Source organism: Methylobacterium sp. E-065, from assembly GCF_022829605.1.
GTDB lineage: Bacteria > Pseudomonadota > Alphaproteobacteria > Rhizobiales > Beijerinckiaceae > Methylobacterium.
The window spans coordinates 1-17,062 of record NZ_JAKSYD010000135.1 but is presented as its reverse complement, the minus strand read 5'-3'; the positions used below and the strand labels follow the sequence as shown (position 1 = coordinate 17,062).

The following is a 17,062-nucleotide window of genomic DNA, read 5'->3' as shown; positions in this document are numbered from 1 at the left end:
AGCGCACCCACGCCTGGTTCAACCGATTCCGTCGATTGCCCATCCGCTATGAGCGACGCGCAGACATCTACGAGGCCTTCACGAGCCTCGCCGCCAGCCTCATCACCCTCAACCAGATCAGACGGTTCTGTTAGGCGCTCTTAGAGGCGCCGCAGTAGCCGGGCCGGAGATCGACGGCATCTGCACGAAGCCCGCCGTGTCTCCGGGCGCTGTGGTGTTTCGTCCGAGCACGACATCGTTGACGCGGGTCGGCTCCCCGAACTGGAATGCGCCGGTAGCTACCGGCGAGTTCTGCGTGAACCCGATACCCTGATAAATACCACCAACGTTGCCGCCCTGGAAGTTGAGGTATCCCGACGTGCTGTTGTACTGAAGATTGACGCCGAGTTCGATAAAGTAAGCTTGGTTTGAGCGCGAGGCGTAAAGTCTAGTCTTGGACTGATCAAATAGGACCGGCGTGAACGTAGAGGTGTTCATGTAGCCGAGGGAGCCGCCGACGCCCGCATGCGATGGTGCGAGCATAGCGATGCCGGCATTGCCCGCGCCGAAGTTGACGCCGTAGCCCGTCCCCGGCCCCAACTCGCCGGGCATCAATATAAGATCGTTACTATTCTGGATGTTTATCGCATCGATGCCTGTGTCTGCCGCCCATCCATCAACGCGACCCGTCGAAACATAATTGAGATATAAACCGTAGCTGATGCCTTTCGACCAGCCGCCGCGGACATTCAGGTGGGTGACTGCGCGTGTATCGCCAGAAGTCTGGAAGGTCCGGAGGCCATACAGACCTGTGCCCGTGAACTGCGGGTTCACGACCTCAATCATGTACGTGCCGTAGCCCTGAGATGAGCTTTGGCTTGTCTCAAGAACGATGCCGGCCTGATTTGCACCGTTCATCACCACTCGAGGGTGAAAGATATCGAGATACCAAGCCCCGTAAACGTGAAGTGCTTCGGCGGCCGGGTTAGCGCCCGTCAGATCGACGTTCAGATTGTCGATCCGGACATTCTTGGAAGAGCGGATTTCAAGGGCCGCGCCCGTTCCCGTGTAGGCGATGACCGCATTACGACCGAGGAACTCGACTACACTTCCGTCGGGAACACGCGCCGTTGAGGCAAGCGTCCACGTCCCAGGCGGGACGATGATCTTCTTGCCCACATTCGTGGCTGAGAAGGCTGCTGCTACACCCACATCGGCGACGTTGACCGTGTCCGCTGCGCGGTCAGCGGCAGAGCGAGGCGTCGTGCCGCCCGTCGACTGGAAAGGAGTAGATCCGTTGAATGGCGGCAGCTTCGCCCCCGACTCAGCCCACGCCACAGCCGGCATCAGGCACAGGAGCGCCGCGAGGGAGCGGAACAACCTCATCAGAAGTCCTCAGATATGGCAGAAAGCCCCACAACGCGACGCGCGCAGGTTGCCTATGGCAATGAAGCTTTGTGAACTCAGCCGGCGATCAGGACGGCCGTGAGGGAGCGGAGGAGCGTGCCTGCTCCCCAATCTGCCCGATCAAGCTTTCCGCCTGATCTAGCAATGGGGCTCCTCCTGCGAGCGTGTCCAAGCCGACACGGGCGATGTTAAGCGCCGCATTTGCGTCTCGGTCATGAACCGCTCCGCAATCACTGCACCTCCACCGCCTTATTCCAAGGTCTTTCAGTCCTCGCGGACCGCTTCGTACAAAGCACGAAGAACAGGCTTGGGAACTATGGACCTCTGAGACCTCAACGAACCTGCCGCCATGCCTAACGGCCTTGTACGACAGCATTTGCTTGAAGCCTGCCCATCCAGCGTCGTAAACCGACTTCGCCATCCGGGTCTTGGCCAGCTTCGACGGGCTCACGTCACCAACGACGATGGTCCCGTATTCTTGCGCCAAAGCCGCACTGGCCTTGTGCATGAAATCTTTGCGGCGGTTGCGCGCCTTGGCGTGGATCGCCCGAGCCCGCTTGGTCTTGCGCGCCCGTTGCGCAGTCGCCAGCGCCTGCTCGCTCTCACGGTAGAACCGCGGCATCTCGATCTTGTTGCCGGTTGAGAGGGTGGCCAGCGTCTTCAGGCCGAGGTCGATACCGACCACGCGCTCAGGCTTCGGCTCCGCGCACGTCACCTCGACTGGCAGATTGACGTACCAGCGCCCCTTGGCATCAGCGTTAAAACTGCCAGCACCGAACCGCATTCCCGCCAATAGGTGAGGGCTAAAGTGCATCGGCTCATACCGAACACTACGGAACACAAAGGCCTCGCCGTCGAACACCACATGACCGTTGGAGAATGGGACCCATCCAAGGGATTTTCGGGAACGCCAACGCAGCCACGGCTTCTTTTGTGCCCTACGCGCATCATCGTAAGCGTGACAGACGCGTTGAATAGTGTGCGCATGCAGGTCAAGCAATTTACTTGAGCCGGCTGTAAGTTTTTGTAAGTCGCCCCAGCCAAGCCACTTACGACGCGCTTGAGCCGCCTTTTTCTGAGTTTCGTTACAGTAATTCCATGTAAAATTTACCGCATTTGCCTGTCGGCGAAGGCCTGCCGCGCACTTATCGCGAAGCCGGATCCTGACGGTTATTCTCTGAGTAGACGGATCAGCAGATGCCACGACGACCGTTGACGCGGTTACGAGGGTTGATCTAGAGCTGATATGGCATATCGCTCAGGCGGCTTTCAGCCTACGGCTGTTCTCGCAACGGCACAAGATTTTGCTGAGCCGATCATCCCGATCAGTCCTGATACGCGGCGATCTGGGAACCGGTTGGGCCATATACCCGCACACGCCCCTTAAAGGTCGAGGACGACCAGCCGCCGCCCTGCTGACCCGCACCCGTGCCCGCGAGCAGGATGGTGGTGACGTTGTTGCCGGCGCCGTCGTCACGCACGAGCTGCAGCTGGTTCGCGGACTGGTTCTGCACCTCGACGTAGGCGCGGTTGGCCGTCGTTGGGATCGACTGCAGCAGCGTTCCGGACACGGCTGCGGAGTTCGCTGAGAAGTCCGCGCCGGTTGAGCCTGCTGTCAGCATCGGAAGCGGATCGGTCAGCGGCGCCTCGACTCGGGCGATCTTCGCGCCGTTACTGGCCGAGATGACGATGGCCGCCGAGCCGCTCGTATAAGCGGACATGGTGGCGCGCAGATGCGTCAGGGGGGCGACGCTGAACTGCCACTGCCCATTCGCGGTGGCCGCCGCCACCGAGGGTCCGCCACCCGCACCGAGCGTTTTTAGATTGATCGGGAAGAAGGTCGCGCCACCGTCGATGGATCCCGACCACGAGACCGTGCCAACCCATGTGCCGGCGATCTGCACGGCTCCAGTAGCCATGCCATCGACCGGCAGGGTCACGGCGGCATTCAATGCCCCGAGCGTCCCAGCGGTGGCCGCACGCGGCGGATTGGCCTGCGGGGCGACGAGCCATGGAGCCGAACCGGGCGCTCCTTGCGTGACTGTGCCGCCGCCCCCTCCGAGCGATCCGACGATGTTGCCGTCCGGTCCGTAGATGACGACAGGCTGCAGATAATTGGTGTTGGCCTGAATCGGCGGCGCCTTCGCCGGCGGCTGTTGAGCCGGGGCGGGGCCACCTGACAAACAGCAGCCGGCCAAGAGCAGGCACGCGCTGATCCTCGCGATCCAGGTTCGCATTTCGGTCGCCTCAGATAGGGGTTGGGGCCGACGCGGCCGTCAGGAGTGGTCGGGGCTAACCCGGTAGCGGCCGGCGAGCCCGCGCAGGCCGAACTCGATCTCGCGCAGCTTGCCGCTAGCGCCCAGGCTGCTGACCGTGGTCTGGGACGCCTCGCGGTTCGTGTAGAAGTGCGCCGCGAGCAGCAAGACAGACTGCTTCAGCGCGTCCGGCACGAGGTCGGCAGAGGGCCAACCGGCCTTGAAGGTGATCCGGTACTGGCGCGGGTCGATGACGCCGCTCTGCGGGCGGAAGCCGGCGGCGGACAGCTGGGCGAGCACGCCGCAATCGTCCATCAACGCCAGCATGAAATCGGACGGCCCGAAGGCCGTGTAGTTGCCCCGGCCGAGCCGGCGCTCCAGCGTTGGCGCCATGGCGTCCGGGATCGGTCGCAGAGGCAGCTCGGTGGTGCCACAGAACCGATCGAGGTAAAGCTCGAACTCCTCCTCCAGGAGGCAGTAACCGTTCAGCCAGCCGTCCACGCCGTGCAGGAAATCGAAGGCGGCGGCGATGTAGCCGGCGAGGAGAAGGTCTTCGTCGTTATGGCGCACGCGGGCCTGGGCCTTCAGCGTGTCGAGCGACACGACATCGAGCTTCTGGTCGATGGTCAGCGGCGCGGAGATCCGGCGCAGGTCCACGGGCCCGCCTCACTTCGTCTCGTAGCCGCGCACCTTGCCGGGCCGCGCCATGCGGTCGGCAGGCGAGCGGCCTTCGGCGGTCGCGCGTGTCCGCTCGCCGCGGTAGCGCGCGATCTCGGCCTCGGAGGAGCGAGGGCGACGATCGTCCGGCCCGTCGCCCTCGCGCCGGGGCGTGCGATCGTCGACCATCAGGCGACCTGCTGCCGGAAGGCGTCGGAGGTCACCGCGCCGCCGCTGCGGGTGGCCAGGCCCCCGCGGCGAGCGATCTCGGCCCGGATGATCTCGTCCGCGTCGTCCTTCGTTGAGACGTCGCGGCCAGCGATCTCAGCGGCGAGCTTGATGCGCTGGAGGTGGTGCCGGCCCAGCGGCTCGTCGCCGAGGTCGACCTGCGAGCGGCGCAGCTCGTCATCGGTCTCGGGCACGACCTGCGAGGCGTCCCGGCGCTCGGCGACGTCGCCGCGGTCGTAGACGCTGCCATGCGGCACGGCGATGCCGCGGTCGTGCAGCGCCTTGGCCTCGGCCGGCTTGTAGCCCGCCACGTCGCCGACGGCGTGAGGCATGGCCGGCTCGATGAACTCCATCGGCACCAGGCCGCGGTGGTTCTGCTTGCCCATGTCGTGGAAGTGGGAGAGGTCGAGCCTCCCGCGCGGCATACCCATCTTGATCGTGTCCCGCTTCGATGTGAGGCGGGCCGCCGGCTCATTCCGGCGGCCCTATTCAGGCTGGCCGGATCAGGAGGACGAGAGCGAGCCCCAGCGGGCATGCTCCAGCACCGACACCGCGGCATCGCGCTGGAGCGCGATGTCGTGGCGCATCTCCATGAGGATGGCCATCATGTTCTGCTGGAAGAGCAGCACGTTGGTGCCCGTGCCGACGTCGATGCTGGCCTCGGTCGAGGTCTTTACCGTCAACCCCTCGTCCTCGCCGTAGAGCACGTTGCCCCAGTCGATCAGGGCCAGGGTCGACTCGTCGGTCGTGGTGCCGCCGTTGTTCGGGAACTGGGTGGTCACCAGCACTCGGAAGCCCTTCCATGTCGGCTCGACCTGGTTCAGCTCCGGATAGATCGGCTGGCCGTTGGCGCCGCGCGCATCCGCGAGGTAGCGCATCAGGTGGTAGTTCATGGTCCAGGCGAATCGCGCCGTGGCCGGGATGTTGGCGTCGGTGATCGCCAGGATCATCCGGGTCGCGACGGCATCGAGCTCGGCGACGGTGGGCGCCTTCGGGTTGGCGAAGGGGGCGCCAGCCCCGGTGGCGCTTGCGTTGAAGCGGTTCACTCCGGTCCGCTTCAAGAGGCCGTTGGGCGTGTTGGCATCGCCCACGCCGAAGTAGCAGGCAAGGTCCATATTCTGCGCGATCGTGGACCGCAGATCGTCCTCCAGGTAGGCGCGCAGATCGGCGAGCGACCATGACAGCGCCTCCATGGTCACCATTACGATGCCGGCGAGCTTCTTCGACCGCATCGAGATGTTGTTGAAGGTCGGCGACCCGACGGGCTTCTTCCCCGCCTCGCCGACGTACCCGGCGGTGGCGCTGCTCGCTCCGCGCGGCTGGTTGAACTGGCCGCCGACCAGCGGGACCCGACGGGGGCCGCCCTGGAGGAATGTGTTCTCCGGCCGCAGGAAGCCGATGATCGTCGAGGACTGCGGCGTGGGCAGCAGGATGCCGCCGTCGGCCGGGGTCAGGGTCGAATTGAACTTCTGGCCCCGCACCGCCGCCTTGTGCATGGCGCGCTGCTTGAGGGTGTCGACGAAGCGCTCGTAGCCCTCATCGGCCATGATCTCCAGCGGCGACTTGAAGGTGCCGTTGCCGGCGAAGACGCGGCTCTTGGCGGCGGCCGCGCCGAGGAGCGCCACCTCCTGGATGCCGGTCATCTTCTCATCGGGCATGGCCGGCACGCGGTCACCGCCCGTGTTGCGCTCCAGCACCTGGGCGCCGGATGCGGCACCGCCAGCCGCGCCGGTGGTGGCCGCCTCCAGCGCTTCCTCGCGCTCGGCATCCTTCACGAGGGCGAGCGCCTGCTCAGCGGCGCCCAGCGCGTCCTTGTAGGCAGCGCGGTCGGCCTCGGTGGCGGCGTCGGCGGTCGCCTTGGCGCGCGCGGCCTTCGCGGCTTCGTGGGCAGCCTTCAGCTTCGCCCGAAGTTCGGCGAGGGTCATGTCACTTCTCCATGGGGAAGGGTGGCAGCGCCCGCACAGGGGATGGCCACCGGGGGAAACCGCCGTGTGCGGGCGGGTCAGGCGGGGGCGTGCTGCCCCATCTCGGCGTCGAGGTCGGCCATACGGGCGTCGGCCTCGAGGATCTCGTGCTTGGCGGTCAGCGCCGGCAGGTCGGCAGCGAACTGCTCATGGAGCTTCTGCTCCGGCGTCGGCTCGGGCGCCGGCTTCTGGCCACCCTCGTCGGGCTTCGGGTCGGCTGCCTCGGTCTTGCCCTTGATGCCGAGGGCCGCCAGCAGCTTCGACACCACGGTCTCGGCGAGGCCGGCCTGCTCGGTGGCGACGGCCTTCAGCGCGTCGATCTTGGTCAGCGCCGAGCACTTGTGCGCCACCTTGGTGTCGGTGGCCGTCCAGCCGTCGCCGTCCTGCTTGTAGATCGTGATCTTGGCGGCCGGATCGTCTGCGGTGCCCGAGACGGTGGCGCCCGGGACCTCGATCGAGCCGTCGGACACCACCTTGGTGACCTTGCCGCGCGCAGTCTCGCCGTTGGCCGACCACGAGACGAAGTCGCCCTTCGCGATGCTGCTTGCCTTCTCCAGGTGCGGCTCGCCGGCGGCATCCTTCCAGGCCACGAAGCGGTCGCCGCCCATGACAAACGTCTTGCGATCCGCGCCAGCCTCGCGGTGCGCGTCCTCGAACGCCTTGCGCGGGACGATGACGCCCTTCTCCAGCGACCAGGTGTCGAGCACGTGCTCGATCGTCTCCCGGGCCAGCACGTCACCCTCGGCCGCGGCCTTGGCCAGCGCGGCGGGGTTCGCCGGCACGCAGCAGGGCGAGCACTCGTACAGCTCGGCCTCGTGGATCATGTAGCCGGGGTAGAAGTAGCCGCCCTGCTGATCCTCCGGCACCTCGCGGCGCTCGATCGAGAGCGGCATGAAGCCGATGGAGCACGCGCGGATGCTGCCGGCCTGGAAGTGCACGTCGAGGCGGTCGGCCATGACGTCGCCCTTCACCAGGGTCAGCGTGCCCTCGGTGCGCTTCGGCCGGCCGCCGAGCGACTTCTCCAGGTCGGACCACGTGCCAACCGGCGGGTCGCCGGCGCGGTGCGACCAGGGCGCGACCGGGTTCTTCTCGAACTCGGCGATGTTCAGGCCCTGCTGCACGACGATGTCGCGATCGCGGTCCTGGACCTCGGCCGACATGACGAAGCGCATGGTGCGCGCCTCCTTGTCGTACCGCGCCTTCGCCAGGCCGCTCGGCGCGGCCTTGATGATCACGCCCGAATCCCGGGCGAACTGCTTGCGCTCGACGCCGCCGTAGCCGCGCGAGCCCAGGTATTCGTCGATCGAGACGCGCTTCGTGGCCATCAGGCTGCTCCTGCCGCATCGTAGGCGAGCCGCAGGGCCGCGCCCTTGCCCGCGTTGTTGTCCGGGCTCTCGCCCTCTCCCGCGCCCGGCTGGGTCGCGCTCTGGCCAGTCCCGGCCTGGATCACCCGGCCGTCCGCCCCGATCAGGCTCATGTTCACCGGCACCATGCGCTGGTCGCCGCCGGCCTTCAGCGGATTCCAGCGGAACGGCAGCACCTCGCGCAGCTCGTCGAAGGTGCCGAGGCCGTTCTTGGCCGCCATGTCGACCAGCTTGGAGAGCGCTTCCAGATCGGTCGCCATGAGCGCGGTCTGGTCGAACTGCGGCGCGTACTTCGGCCACTCGGCGCGCGGCAGCAGCGAAAGCCGGAAGCTCTCCTGGATGCCGTGCGACATCGGATGGAGGCAATCGCTGTAATACTGGCGGTTCATCGCCGCCATGTTGTTGTAGGCGACGGCCTCCAGCGCGAAAATCTTGTGCGGCGGGCAGTTCATGAGCCCGCACACGCGCATGATCTGCTGGTTGAAGCTGTCCTTGCTCTCGGCCTGCTGCGCGTTGATGGCGATCGTCTTGGCGGTCAGCCCCGCCTCCAGCAGGATCGGGTCGCCGTTCGCGGTGGACTTCCGGACGCGCTCGGTCAGCTGCTGCTTCAGCCGCCGGAACGCCGCGTCGCTCTTCTCGGCGGTGTCGAAGGTCTGGTCGGTCTCGAAAACGATCGGCTGCTTGCCGTCGTTGCCGAAGATGTTCGCCTGGAACTCGGCGATCGCGGACACGAGGTCGAAGATGGGCGAGCCCAGCGCCAGGTTCGATAGGCCATAGAGCCCGTCCCAGAGCCGGCCCCGCAGGTGCACGATCCGGTCGGCCGGCACCACCATGTAGGCGTCGCCGAGCTGCGCCTGCTCGTACATGGTGCCGGCGAAGATCTCGTAGAACAGCTTGCCGCTGGCCGAGACCCGGGCCCGGCAGCGCGCGGGCTGGATCGGGATCAGCTGCCGGACCGTGCCGTCGGTGGCGATGTCCTTGTAGGCGTAGGCGTTCTGCGCGAGCTCCAGGTGGAGCCCCATCATCCGCCAGAACTCGGACCACGTGTGCCAGTCGTTCGGCCGGGTCATCAGCAGCATGGCGAGCCAGTGCTGATCCGCGTCGACCATGGTCCAGCCACGGCCGGCCCGGCGCCACAGGAGCATCTCGGCCTTCGACAGGTCCCGGGCCTTCACATCCGCACATTGAATCGCCAGCGCGATGCCGACAGCGTCCCGGCCGTAGAAGTAGCGGCCGCCGCGCGTGCCGAGGCCCAACAGGTCGCTGACATCGGACCAGCCGATCTCGTCCCAGCCCTCGGCGCGATCCGCGCTGACGGGGCCCGGTACGGTGGCCAGGTCCTGTGCAGTCATGCCCGAACGCTGCCACATCTCGGCTTCGGTCTCGCTCATGCAGCGCCTGCCAGACCACGTGTGAGGTAGGGGTTCGCGCGGGTGACGCGCACGCCCGTGTCGGTGGCGCCGGCCTCACTGGCGAGGCGGGCCGCGTTCGCGTTAATCGCCGCGTCGAAGCCGTCGATGGAGGCCTTCGACCCGGCCTTCGCTTTCTTCGGCAGCACGTTGTCGTTCGCGTCCCAGTGCCCGACCACGTTGCCCGCCATCCAGGAGGTGACCGGGTTGGCGTCGTGCTGGAGCCGGGCCGGATCCTCGTGGCGGGTCACCAAGTCGTCGGTCGACCGGGTGATGTGCGAGGCCGTCTTCGAGACCGAGTAGACGGTGTGGCCGCGCTCCTCGATCGCGCCCGCGAGGAAGTCGGCCTGGAAGCGGTCGACCCCGAAGGCCGCCACGTTGTGCCCTTCGATCATGGCCAGGATGTCGGCTAGGATGGTCGGGTGGTGGACGTGGCTGCCGCGGGTCGTGGTCAGGCTGCGGGCTCGCTCCCACGCCATAAACTGGTCGGCGTACCGGTCATCCTTGAACCGCGACGAGCGCTCCGGCAGCCAATACCGGAACACCGCATAGAGGACGTCGCCGACCTCGATGATGAAGGCGGCGGCGTTCAGATCGGAGGCGCTCGCGAGGTCGACCCCCACGAACATCGGGTAGCCCTTGAGTGCGTCCAGCGTCAGCTTCGGGTCACCGCAGCGGTCCCAGGATTCTACCGAGAACAGGTTGCCGGCGGCCCGGGACCAGAGGTTGAGCCGGGTGCGCTTGTACTCCTGAAGCTTCGCCTCGCTCTTGCGGGCCTCGCGCTCCTCGCTCTCGATCGAGGTGGGATTCAGCGAGATCCCGTAGAGTGGGTTGAGCTTCTCGACGATGGCCGGATCGAAGCGGCGCTCCTCGTCCTCCTTGTCGCCGGCGTACATGGCGATGAAGACGCGGTCCGCCCGGAGCTTGCCCTCCAGCACCTGCTGATCCGACCGCCAGCCGTCGAAGGCCGGCCCCGATGCGTTCCGGCCGGCGGTCGATATGCCGAGCCACAGAGGCTGCTGCCGCGCGCCCTGTGCGCTCTTCAGTACGCCGATCACGTCCTGGTTCTGCGCGTGGACCTCCTCGGCCAGAACCACGTGCGGGTTGAGACCGTCGAGGTTCGGCGCCTTGGCCGCCAGGAGCTTCAGCTCGGCGCCGGTGCGCCGAAACTTGATCGTCTCCGTTGTGTCTTTGGCCTGGAGCCAGTCCTTGAGCTCCGGCTCCTTCTCCAGCGTCTGCCGGATCGCGAGATACGGGATATCCGCCTGCTTCTCCGACCCCGCCGCCACGCAGCCCTCGGCGCCCGGCTCGTCCTCGAAGTTCAGGCAGTACAGCACGATTCCGACCGAGAGCGCGGTCTTCGCGTTCTTCCGCGGGACCCAGAAGGCCACCTCGCGCACCCACCGCCGACCCGTGTCTCGCTCCCGAAAGCCGAAGGTCGCGGCCAGCCACCAGCACTGCACCGGCTCTAGGGTGATCGTGCCGGCGAATCCCTTGATGTGCGGCAGCGTCTCGATGAACGCGCAGGGGTCGTTGGCCCGGTCCGTGTCGAAGATGAAGTCGCTGCTGGGCTTCTTCGCCTCCTGCAGCATGTGCAGGAAGCGGTGGCAGCCGAGTCGTTCCCAGCGGCAGGCCACCACCGCGCCCTCTACGACGGCCTGGGCGTACCATTCGGCCATGCCGACGTAATCGGGGACCTGCTCGCCCTTCAGCTCGACCTGCGCGAACCGCTCGTCAGCGACGCTGCGGGAAACCGAAGCGCGCGAACCGGTTGACGGGCGCTTCCTTCGGCGCACTGATCGGCTTGTCGAGATCATCGAGCTTCAGCCGGGCCTGCGCCTTCTGGAGGTTCGTGAACCAAGACGCCCGCGGGGTCAGGCCCTCGGTGGAGATGCGCTGGATCTGGTCGAAGCAGCTCGCGTAGGCCGAGAGCGCGATGTGCATGTCCTTCGACAGCCGGCCGGCGTTCCAGATCAGCCGGCCGGTGCTCTCGTATTCCGCCCGGGCCGCATCGGTCCGGAGCGGGAAGCTGCAATCCGGGAAAGCGCGGTAGCCGGGGTGCGCGAGGACCGTTGGATCGCCCTGGCCTACCTGGGCGAGCGATGGCTTCGGCATGGCGCTCGCCCGCTCATTTCCAGAAGCCACCCCAGGCCAGCACGGCGGAGAGGGTCGCGACGTCGAGCATCCGCCCCGCGTACCATCCGAGCCATTGGCCGGGTGGCTTGATGCTGTAGCCCGCCACGCGCACCAGGACCGGCGCGGTCAAGCAGAAGGCCAGGTAGGCGGCCAGCAACCACTGTGCGCCGCCCCAGTGCTCGATCACGCGACGAACCCCTGCGCGTAGAGCCGGATCAGGCGCCGGTCTGCTGATCCTGCGCCGCCGGATCACCCTGGCCGGCCTGCTTCTGCTGGTCGGCTGGCGGCACTTCCTCGGCCGGCTGGGCAGCCGCCACGTTGTCGAGCGGGCCCGAGCCGGTGCCGCCGTTGGCCGGGTGCGCGTCGACCACCGCGGCGCTCTCCGGCAGGGGGCCCGAAGCGGCGGCGCCCTGCGCGAGGCTTACGCCGGTGCCCTCAGCCACGGCCTTGGCCAGATCGGCACGCGAGGTCTGGAGGTCGACGATGATGGCGTCGAGCTCGCCCTTGTCGTCGCTCGCGGCCACGGCCTTCAGGCGATCGGCGAGGCCGCTGATCAAGGCGATCGCGGACGCGGTGACGGTACGCTCGGCCGCCACCTCGGCGCGCAGGGTGTTGAACTTCTCGGACATGGTCGTCTCCAGCTGCTGGACGCTCGCGCGGTTGGCCAAGATCTCCCGCAGCAGCGCGGCATGCCGGCGTTCGGCGCGGCGGGAGAAGAACATGGGCGGCGAGGCCTCGCGCTCAGCCGACGGTGTCGGTCTGGGCGACCGCCGCAGCCTGGGGCGCCGCCTCGGCCGCCTTCACCAGCCGCTCGACGAGCTTCTCGACGTCCTCGACCACATCGAAGACCGACTTGTCCGGAAACCGCGCCCGGATGTCGTCGAACAGGTGGCGGACGAAAGCGCTGGTGTTCATCGGGACCTCACCGGAACTAAGGCGGCCGCGCCGCCGGATCATCGCACCAGACCGGCAGCCATTCGAGCTGCCCCGTCTTCCGGGCGAACCGCTCCATCTCGCCCTTCACGCCGTGGTGCATGACGCAGAGCCCCCAGCGATTGGCCGGGTCGAACATCGCGCCGCCGTCCACGATCGGGATCTTGTGGTCGACCAGCTTCGCGAACTCGAGGCGGCCCACCTGCCGGCACCAGATGCAGAACGGGAACAGCTGGCGGTGCCGTAGCGACACGCGGCGCCACACGTGGTCATAGCCGCGCTCTGTCGCCGATCCGCGCTGCTGGCGCTTCGACAGCTCCTTCACCGCCGCTGATCGACGACGCGGCAGCGGCTGAGGCATCCCGGACCCCTTTTCGCAGGATTTTTTTCGCCGCAGTTCTCGGGAAATCGCTTCCCATGCGGTTGCCGCTCCCCTGCGCGGGATCCTTAATCGGACCCCCCTATCCCTTCAGGGCTGGCAGCGACTTCGAACTGGGCACCGGCAGGTTCGCGGGCAGAGTCCGATCAAAGAGGGGGTCCCGAAGGCCTCCCTCGTCTCATCCCATCCTTCTACCCGCTGGGCGGGGAGTACAGGCAGAGACAGTCCGGCACCGCGTGCGATGCGGGACGCATAGACGCAGAGCTGATTCGGCGAGTCAACGCGGGGCTGTGGACAACGCGGGCGCGGAGGTCGAGCCCCGGCACGCGCCGGTGCAGTGGCCCCAGCAGCTACCGCCGAGCGCAGGCGTCGAGCTGTGCCTGAAAGTCCTCCAGCGACGAGGCGTAGCTACCCAGCGCCAAGCCGAACCGGTCGCGCGACGCCTGGGCTCTCTCAGCGGCCGACCGCAACTCCACCGGCGATCCCTTCGCTATGTCGGCGAATGCCTGCCGATCGAGCGTACCGCGCATCTTGTCGAGTACCGCGACCGTGTTGCCCATCGCGGTGGACAGGACCTTGCACTGCGACCGCGTGAGTTCGGCGTGGGCAGGCCCGGCGACGAACAGGAGGACGACGATGCTGGCGATGCGCATCACGGCAGGATAGCCGCCGACAGTGCAGTGTCGAGGGCTCACGCTCGCTCGAACTGCTGCCGCTCCAGCACCACCGGCGTGGCCCGGCCGAAGATACTGACCGCGACCTTGTAGCGGTTGAGCTTATCGTGGGTTTCCTCGATCAGCCCGTCGAAGCTGGCGAACGGGCCGTCGACCACGCGCACCGCCTCACCGATCTCGATCCGGTCCAGGTCGTCGATGGTCGGCGCGGCCGCGATGAGCTTCTCGGCGAAGTCGCGCATCTCCTGGTCCGGCACCACTGCCGTGCCGATCACCGGGTTGCCGTGCTTGTCCTCGCCGGCCTGCCGCCGGGCCACGCGCTCGACGTCCCAGGCGAACTCCCGGTCGTGGCGCAGGCTCGGCATGGTGCCGTAGACGCGGCGCTCCATCAGCCAGGGGTGCTCGATGGCCAGCGCCTCCAGCTGATCCTGGTCCTCCAGGCCGGCGAAGATCATCCGCTCGAACAGCGCGACCCGGATCTTGCGGACCTGGCCCGATGCCAGCCGCTGCTCGATCTCGTCGCGCGGCCGGAAGTGAGGGATCCCCGCCCTGGTCAGCTTCTCGCACAGCTCGCCGGTCCGGCCGACGCAGGCCTCGACCATCGCCCACTGCTTGCCCTCGGGCAGGTCGTGGTCGGCCCGGCGGGCGGCGATGCGCTCGGCCTCGCGCTCTAGCTGCTCTCGGAGGTGTCGCTCGCGCGGACTCTCCGTGGGCTTCGCGTCGACCGCCGCGGAAGACTCGGCGTCGGCGCCTTCGACCGCTGGCGCGTCAATCGCGACCTCGCCACGCCGCATGAACGCCTTGTGCGCCCGGTCGCGTTCCAGCTTGCGCCGGAGCCGCTGCTTCCTGGTCATCCGCCGTCCGACGGTACGCGTCACGCTTGGCCTCCAGCCGCGTCCCATTCCGTCCGTGCGACCCGCACGTCCGTCACCACCCTAACCTGCTGACGTTGTTCCGATATCGACATGCCGATGACGGATTGAGCACCACCCTCTCCCGCACCGGAGAGGGGTGCCGCGACGGCTCCAGGAACCTGCGCGGCCAGGGCGCGGGTCGCCTCGCGGTGCCGGCGGTCCCAGAGCAGGACCGCGCCGGACGGCGGGGTGCGGCGGGAGGCGGGGCGGCCCATCACGCGACACCCTGCGCGTCTTCGTATTCGACGTTGCCGACTGGCTCACGGAACAGCCGGAGCTTGCGGTCGAACACCATCACGACCTCGCCGGGCAGGCCGGTCTCGGGCTGGTAGCGCACCTTCCGAACGTAGACCGAGGTCGCCTCGCCGCGCCGGGCCACGATCACGCCGAGATCGGCCTTGTTGGCGAAGTTGGCGGTGTCAGCGATGTCGTAGAGCGACAGCTCGTCGGGCTTCTTGTTGACCGCGCCCTTGGACGGATGCGCGACGATGATCACCAGGCAGTCGAAGCGACGGGCGAACAGCTTCAGCGCCCGCAGCGCGCGGCCGGTGTAGTCGGTGACCGTCTCGTCTTTCTTCCGGTTGTGCTCCAGCTCGTTCCATGGGTCGATCAGGAGCACCCGGATGCCATGACGGATCACGGCGGCCTCGGCCTTCTCGATCAGCCATGCGAGGTCCGTGTCCTCCTCGCGCTCCGGATCCGGCGCGATGAACAGGAAGCTCTCCTCGAGCCACCGATTGGATTCCGCGATGTCGCCGGTCGTCCAGGGCTTCGGCTGCTGCACGTAGGAAGCGGCCAGCATGTCGGTGACGAACGGCTTCACCCGCATCTCGAACGAGGCGATTGCGCAGCGCCAGCCATGCTTCCACGCGAGCTGCGCGACGAGCTGATTGGCCCAGGTCGACTTGCCAGCGTTGGCGAAGCCAGTCACGACCATCAGCGCTGGGTGGTAGACCAGCAGGTTGCGGTCGAGGTCAGGCCACCCGGTGCTCGCGGGGCGCAGCGGCGGCTCCGCGGGGAACTCCGAGAGCTTGTACAGGCCGGAGACCGGGTACGGCTTGGCCTGGACGATCAGCCGGTTCACCTCGGCGGATCCGTGCTGCATCAGCACGTCGTTCAGGTCCTTGCAGCCGTCGGGATAGGTCACGAACGAGCATCGGACCCGGCCGAGACGGCGCACGAGCTCGGCGGCCAGCCGCATGCCCGGCTCGTCGTTGTCGGTGGCGATGATGATCCGCTTCACGCTCTGCAGGCGCGGCCAGGCGTTGGCCAGGAACCGGAACTTGTCGTCCTCCTTCGGGTCGATGTCGTCGGCCGTCTCCGGCACGTCGATCAGATTCCCGTCCTTGTCGCGGGCTGGCGGTGCGCCGTCCGGGACCGAGACGACGAACGGGTAGCCGGCCTCGATCGCGGAGAGGCAGTCCATCTCGCCCTCGGTGATCACCAGCGCGGCGGTCGAGTTCGTGAGCGCGGGGTCGTCGAGGATGTCGGCGTTGTAGAACGTCTTCCGGCCGCCCGGCCGCTGGTAGAACCGCTTGCCGGCGGCCCGATACTTCTCCGCCACGACCTCGCCGCGGTCGAGGAACGGGAAGGCGATCACGCTGCCCTGCGAGTGCGGCTCGACGCGAAATCCGCCGTCATCGCCACCGGGCCGATGATGACCGCTGAAGATCCCCATACGAACCGCCGTTTCCCCCGATATGCCGCGGCTTTCGAGCCACTCGAAGACCTTCGGGTTCACCGCCACGCTCATCGAAGAACATTCCGCCCTTCCATTCGCAGTGATGGCAGTAGAATTGAACTCCGTCATGATCGACCTTCACCGAGAGGCAGGGTTCTTTGCGCTTCTTCCGAGTCTCAGAGCATTGCGGGCAAGTCGTCGCTTGATTGCCCTGCCGCTGATGTCTGAGATTAATCCTGAAGTTTGCTAGTACATCGCCGATAGTTTTCATGGCTACACCATGTGCCACTTGGTATTTGGCGGAGCGTTCGGCTGGTTATCGTCGGCCCAGCGCTGCTGGTTGAGCCATGTGACGCTCTGCGCGACGTAGCCGGTGCCGATCTTCCCGGTCCGCCGCAGGTCCGCCGCGTAGCGTCGGGCACCGGCGATGATCGCCTCCGGGTCAGCGCCCGCCTCGACCGCCCTGGCGAACTTGTCGAACGCCGGCTTGCGGGGGTTGCTGCCCTCTCGGCGCGGATAGGTGCCCCAGAACTGCTCGAACGCGGCGTTGACCACGGCCTTTGCCGGCTTGGTCGAATCGCGACGCTTCAGGGGCGTCACATTTTCGATCCCCTCGAACAGCGCAGGCCGTTCCGAGCCATCGTCGTTTGAGGGACTAGAGGGAGTCTCTTCTCTTATCTCCTCTCCTCTTATCTGGTTCGTTTCGGTCGAAGCACGTGCTTCATCGATTTCGTTATTTTCCAGTGACTTAGCGCGGCTCGCTCCGCTGGCGTTGCCACCTCGCTCGCCAGCCGCTCGCCTACCGCTCGACACTCGCTCGCGGGTCGCTAGCTCATCGCTCACCCTTCGGTTGAAGAGCGCTCCGCTTTCCGTGACGATGATTTTGCCCGCCGCGACGAGCTGCGCGACCAGCGTCACGGCCTTCGTGTTGCCGCACCGGAATGTGATTAGGCGTGGAATAAGGACCCCGTTCTCGGGGTGATCGGCGTCCAAACGGGACCCCCAGGACAAGTCATCCACAATGCCTTCCGGCTCGAACGGGAGGCTTGCGCGGGATGTTGGTCGTGGAGACGGTCGCAAAG

The 17,062-nt window shown here is 66.9% G+C and carries 20 protein-coding genes and 1 pseudogene; 1 reads left to right on the top strand and 20 read right to left on the bottom strand.

Annotated elements, in window-relative coordinates:
* Positions 1–134: pseudogene (locus MKK84_RS18845) on the top strand (IS5/IS1182 family transposase); the annotation flags it as partial.
* Here MKK84_RS18845 and MKK84_RS18840 read toward each other — a convergent pair.
* The 20 genes from MKK84_RS18840 to MKK84_RS18745 all read right to left on the bottom strand — a co-directional run bounded on the left by MKK84_RS18840 (position 118) and on the right by MKK84_RS18745 (position 16,898).
* Positions 118–1,365 carry a hypothetical protein gene (locus tag MKK84_RS18840; RefSeq protein WP_243922395.1) on the bottom strand — a complete coding sequence of 416 codons (1,248 nt, stop codon included), beginning with the start codon at positions 1,363–1,365 and terminating at the stop codon, positions 118–120. The pseudogene MKK84_RS18845 and the gene MKK84_RS18840 sit on opposite strands and share 17 nt — an antisense overlap.
* Positions 1,366–1,453: 88 nt before the next feature.
* The gene (locus tag MKK84_RS18835) at positions 1,454–2,590 is read right to left on the bottom strand and encodes an RNA-guided endonuclease InsQ/TnpB family protein (protein ID WP_243922394.1); all 1,137 of its coding nucleotides are present in this window, start codon (positions 2,588–2,590) and stop codon (positions 1,454–1,456) included.
* Between the two features lie 121 nt (positions 2,591–2,711).
* On the bottom strand, positions 2,712–3,623 hold the full coding sequence (locus MKK84_RS18830) for a hypothetical protein (protein WP_243922392.1): 912 nt from the start codon (positions 3,621–3,623) through the stop codon (positions 2,712–2,714).
* A gap of 39 nt (positions 3,624–3,662) precedes the next feature.
* Positions 3,663–4,298 (bottom strand): hypothetical protein, encoded by a 636-nt coding sequence (locus MKK84_RS18825; RefSeq protein ID WP_243922390.1) that lies wholly within the window; start codon positions 4,296–4,298, stop codon positions 3,663–3,665.
* A 9-nt stretch (positions 4,299–4,307) separates the two neighbouring features.
* The gene (locus tag MKK84_RS18820; protein WP_243922388.1) at positions 4,308–4,487 is read right to left on the bottom strand and encodes a hypothetical protein; all 180 of its coding nucleotides are present in this window, start codon (positions 4,485–4,487) and stop codon (positions 4,308–4,310) included.
* Positions 4,487–4,957, bottom strand: coding sequence for a hypothetical protein (locus tag MKK84_RS18815; RefSeq protein ID WP_243922386.1), 471 nt, complete (start codon positions 4,955–4,957; stop codon positions 4,487–4,489). Before MKK84_RS18815 ends, MKK84_RS18820 begins: the two co-directional genes overlap by 1 nt.
* Positions 4,958–5,029: 72 nt before the next feature.
* Positions 5,030–6,451: a phage major capsid protein gene (locus MKK84_RS18810; protein ID WP_243922384.1), complete on the bottom strand. Its 1,422-nt coding sequence runs from the start codon at positions 6,449–6,451 to the stop codon at positions 5,030–5,032.
* 77 nt (positions 6,452–6,528) lie between these two features.
* Positions 6,529–7,815, bottom strand: coding sequence for an HVA1 family protein (locus MKK84_RS18805; protein ID WP_243922383.1), 1,287 nt, complete (start codon positions 7,813–7,815; stop codon positions 6,529–6,531).
* Positions 7,815–9,245 carry a phage portal protein gene (locus tag MKK84_RS18800; protein WP_243922381.1) on the bottom strand — a complete coding sequence of 477 codons (1,431 nt, stop codon included), beginning with the start codon at positions 9,243–9,245 and terminating at the stop codon, positions 7,815–7,817. Before MKK84_RS18800 ends, MKK84_RS18805 begins: the two co-directional genes overlap by 1 nt.
* Positions 9,242–11,059, bottom strand: a complete 1,818-nt coding sequence (locus MKK84_RS18795; RefSeq protein WP_243922379.1) for a terminase large subunit — start codon at positions 11,057–11,059, stop codon at positions 9,242–9,244. Before MKK84_RS18795 ends, MKK84_RS18800 begins: the two co-directional genes overlap by 4 nt.
* Positions 10,998–11,378 carry a hypothetical protein gene (locus MKK84_RS18790; protein WP_243922377.1) on the bottom strand — a complete coding sequence of 127 codons (381 nt, stop codon included), beginning with the start codon at positions 11,376–11,378 and terminating at the stop codon, positions 10,998–11,000. Before MKK84_RS18790 ends, MKK84_RS18795 begins: the two co-directional genes overlap by 62 nt.
* 13 nt (positions 11,379–11,391) lie before the next feature.
* Positions 11,392–11,586 carry a hypothetical protein gene (locus MKK84_RS18785; protein WP_243922375.1) on the bottom strand — a complete coding sequence of 65 codons (195 nt, stop codon included), beginning with the start codon at positions 11,584–11,586 and terminating at the stop codon, positions 11,392–11,394.
* A gap of 28 nt (positions 11,587–11,614) precedes the next feature.
* On the bottom strand, positions 11,615–12,121 hold the full coding sequence (locus MKK84_RS18780; RefSeq protein ID WP_243922373.1) for a hypothetical protein: 507 nt from the start codon (positions 12,119–12,121) through the stop codon (positions 11,615–11,617).
* Positions 12,122–12,140: 19 nt separating this feature from the next.
* Entirely contained in the window at positions 12,141–12,314 is a 174-nt protein-coding gene (locus MKK84_RS18775; RefSeq protein WP_243922371.1) for a hypothetical protein, read from the bottom strand.
* A 16-nt stretch (positions 12,315–12,330) separates the two neighbouring features.
* Complete coding sequence (locus tag MKK84_RS18770; RefSeq protein WP_243922369.1) at positions 12,331–12,693, bottom strand: hypothetical protein; 363 nt, start codon at positions 12,691–12,693, stop codon at positions 12,331–12,333.
* A 368-nt stretch (positions 12,694–13,061) separates the two neighbouring features.
* A complete protein-coding gene (locus MKK84_RS18765) occupies positions 13,062–13,406 on the bottom strand; it encodes a hypothetical protein (protein ID WP_243922366.1) in 345 nt (114 codons plus the stop codon).
* On the bottom strand, positions 13,403–14,263 hold the full coding sequence (locus MKK84_RS18760; RefSeq protein ID WP_243922364.1) for a hypothetical protein: 861 nt from the start codon (positions 14,261–14,263) through the stop codon (positions 13,403–13,405). The genes MKK84_RS18765 and MKK84_RS18760 overlap by 4 nt, the downstream gene beginning before the upstream one ends.
* Positions 14,260–14,514, bottom strand: coding sequence for a hypothetical protein (locus MKK84_RS18755; protein WP_243922363.1), 255 nt, complete (start codon positions 14,512–14,514; stop codon positions 14,260–14,262). The genes MKK84_RS18760 and MKK84_RS18755 overlap by 4 nt, the downstream gene beginning before the upstream one ends.
* On the bottom strand, positions 14,514–16,052 hold the full coding sequence (locus MKK84_RS18750; protein WP_243922361.1) for a DnaB-like helicase C-terminal domain-containing protein: 1,539 nt from the start codon (positions 16,050–16,052) through the stop codon (positions 14,514–14,516). Before MKK84_RS18750 ends, MKK84_RS18755 begins: the two co-directional genes overlap by 1 nt.
* 201 nt (positions 16,053–16,253) lie before the next feature.
* Positions 16,254–16,898, bottom strand: a complete 645-nt coding sequence (locus MKK84_RS18745; RefSeq protein ID WP_243922359.1) for a hypothetical protein — start codon at positions 16,896–16,898, stop codon at positions 16,254–16,256.
* Between the last annotated feature and the right edge of the window lie 164 nt (positions 16,899–17,062).

Bases quoted from the DNA above. Each gene is read 5' to 3' on its own strand.
- MKK84_RS18775 (WP_243922371.1), bottom strand. From the start codon at position 12,314: ATGAACACCAGCGCTTTCGTCCGCCACCTGTTCGACGACATCCGGGCG.
- MKK84_RS18840 (WP_243922395.1), bottom strand. From the start codon at position 1,365: ATGAGGTTGTTCCGCTCCCTCGCGGCGCTCCTGTGCCTGATGCCGGCT.
- MKK84_RS18820 (WP_243922388.1), bottom strand. From the start codon at position 4,487: ATGGTCGACGATCGCACGCCCCGGCGCGAGGGCGACGGGCCGGACGAT.
- MKK84_RS18750 (WP_243922361.1), bottom strand. From the start codon at position 16,052: ATGAGCGTGGCGGTGAACCCGAAGGTCTTCGAGTGGCTCGAAAGCCGC.
- MKK84_RS18790 (WP_243922377.1), bottom strand. From the start codon at position 11,378: ATGCCGAAGCCATCGCTCGCCCAGGTAGGCCAGGGCGATCCAACGGTC.
- MKK84_RS18810 (WP_243922384.1), bottom strand. From the start codon at position 6,451: ATGACCCTCGCCGAACTTCGGGCGAAGCTGAAGGCTGCCCACGAAGCC.
- MKK84_RS18755 (WP_243922363.1), bottom strand. From the start codon at position 14,514: ATGGGCCGCCCCGCCTCCCGCCGCACCCCGCCGTCCGGCGCGGTCCTG.
- MKK84_RS18830 (WP_243922392.1), bottom strand. From the start codon at position 3,623: ATGCGAACCTGGATCGCGAGGATCAGCGCGTGCCTGCTCTTGGCCGGC.
- MKK84_RS18780 (WP_243922373.1), bottom strand. From the start codon at position 12,121: ATGTTCTTCTCCCGCCGCGCCGAACGCCGGCATGCCGCGCTGCTGCGG.
- MKK84_RS18800 (WP_243922381.1), bottom strand. From the start codon at position 9,245: ATGAGCGAGACCGAAGCCGAGATGTGGCAGCGTTCGGGCATGACTGCA.
- MKK84_RS18770 (WP_243922369.1), bottom strand. From the start codon at position 12,693: ATGCCTCAGCCGCTGCCGCGTCGTCGATCAGCGGCGGTGAAGGAGCTG.
- MKK84_RS18815 (WP_243922386.1), bottom strand. From the start codon at position 4,957: ATGGGTATGCCGCGCGGGAGGCTCGACCTCTCCCACTTCCACGACATG.
- MKK84_RS18805 (WP_243922383.1), bottom strand. From the start codon at position 7,815: ATGGCCACGAAGCGCGTCTCGATCGACGAATACCTGGGCTCGCGCGGC.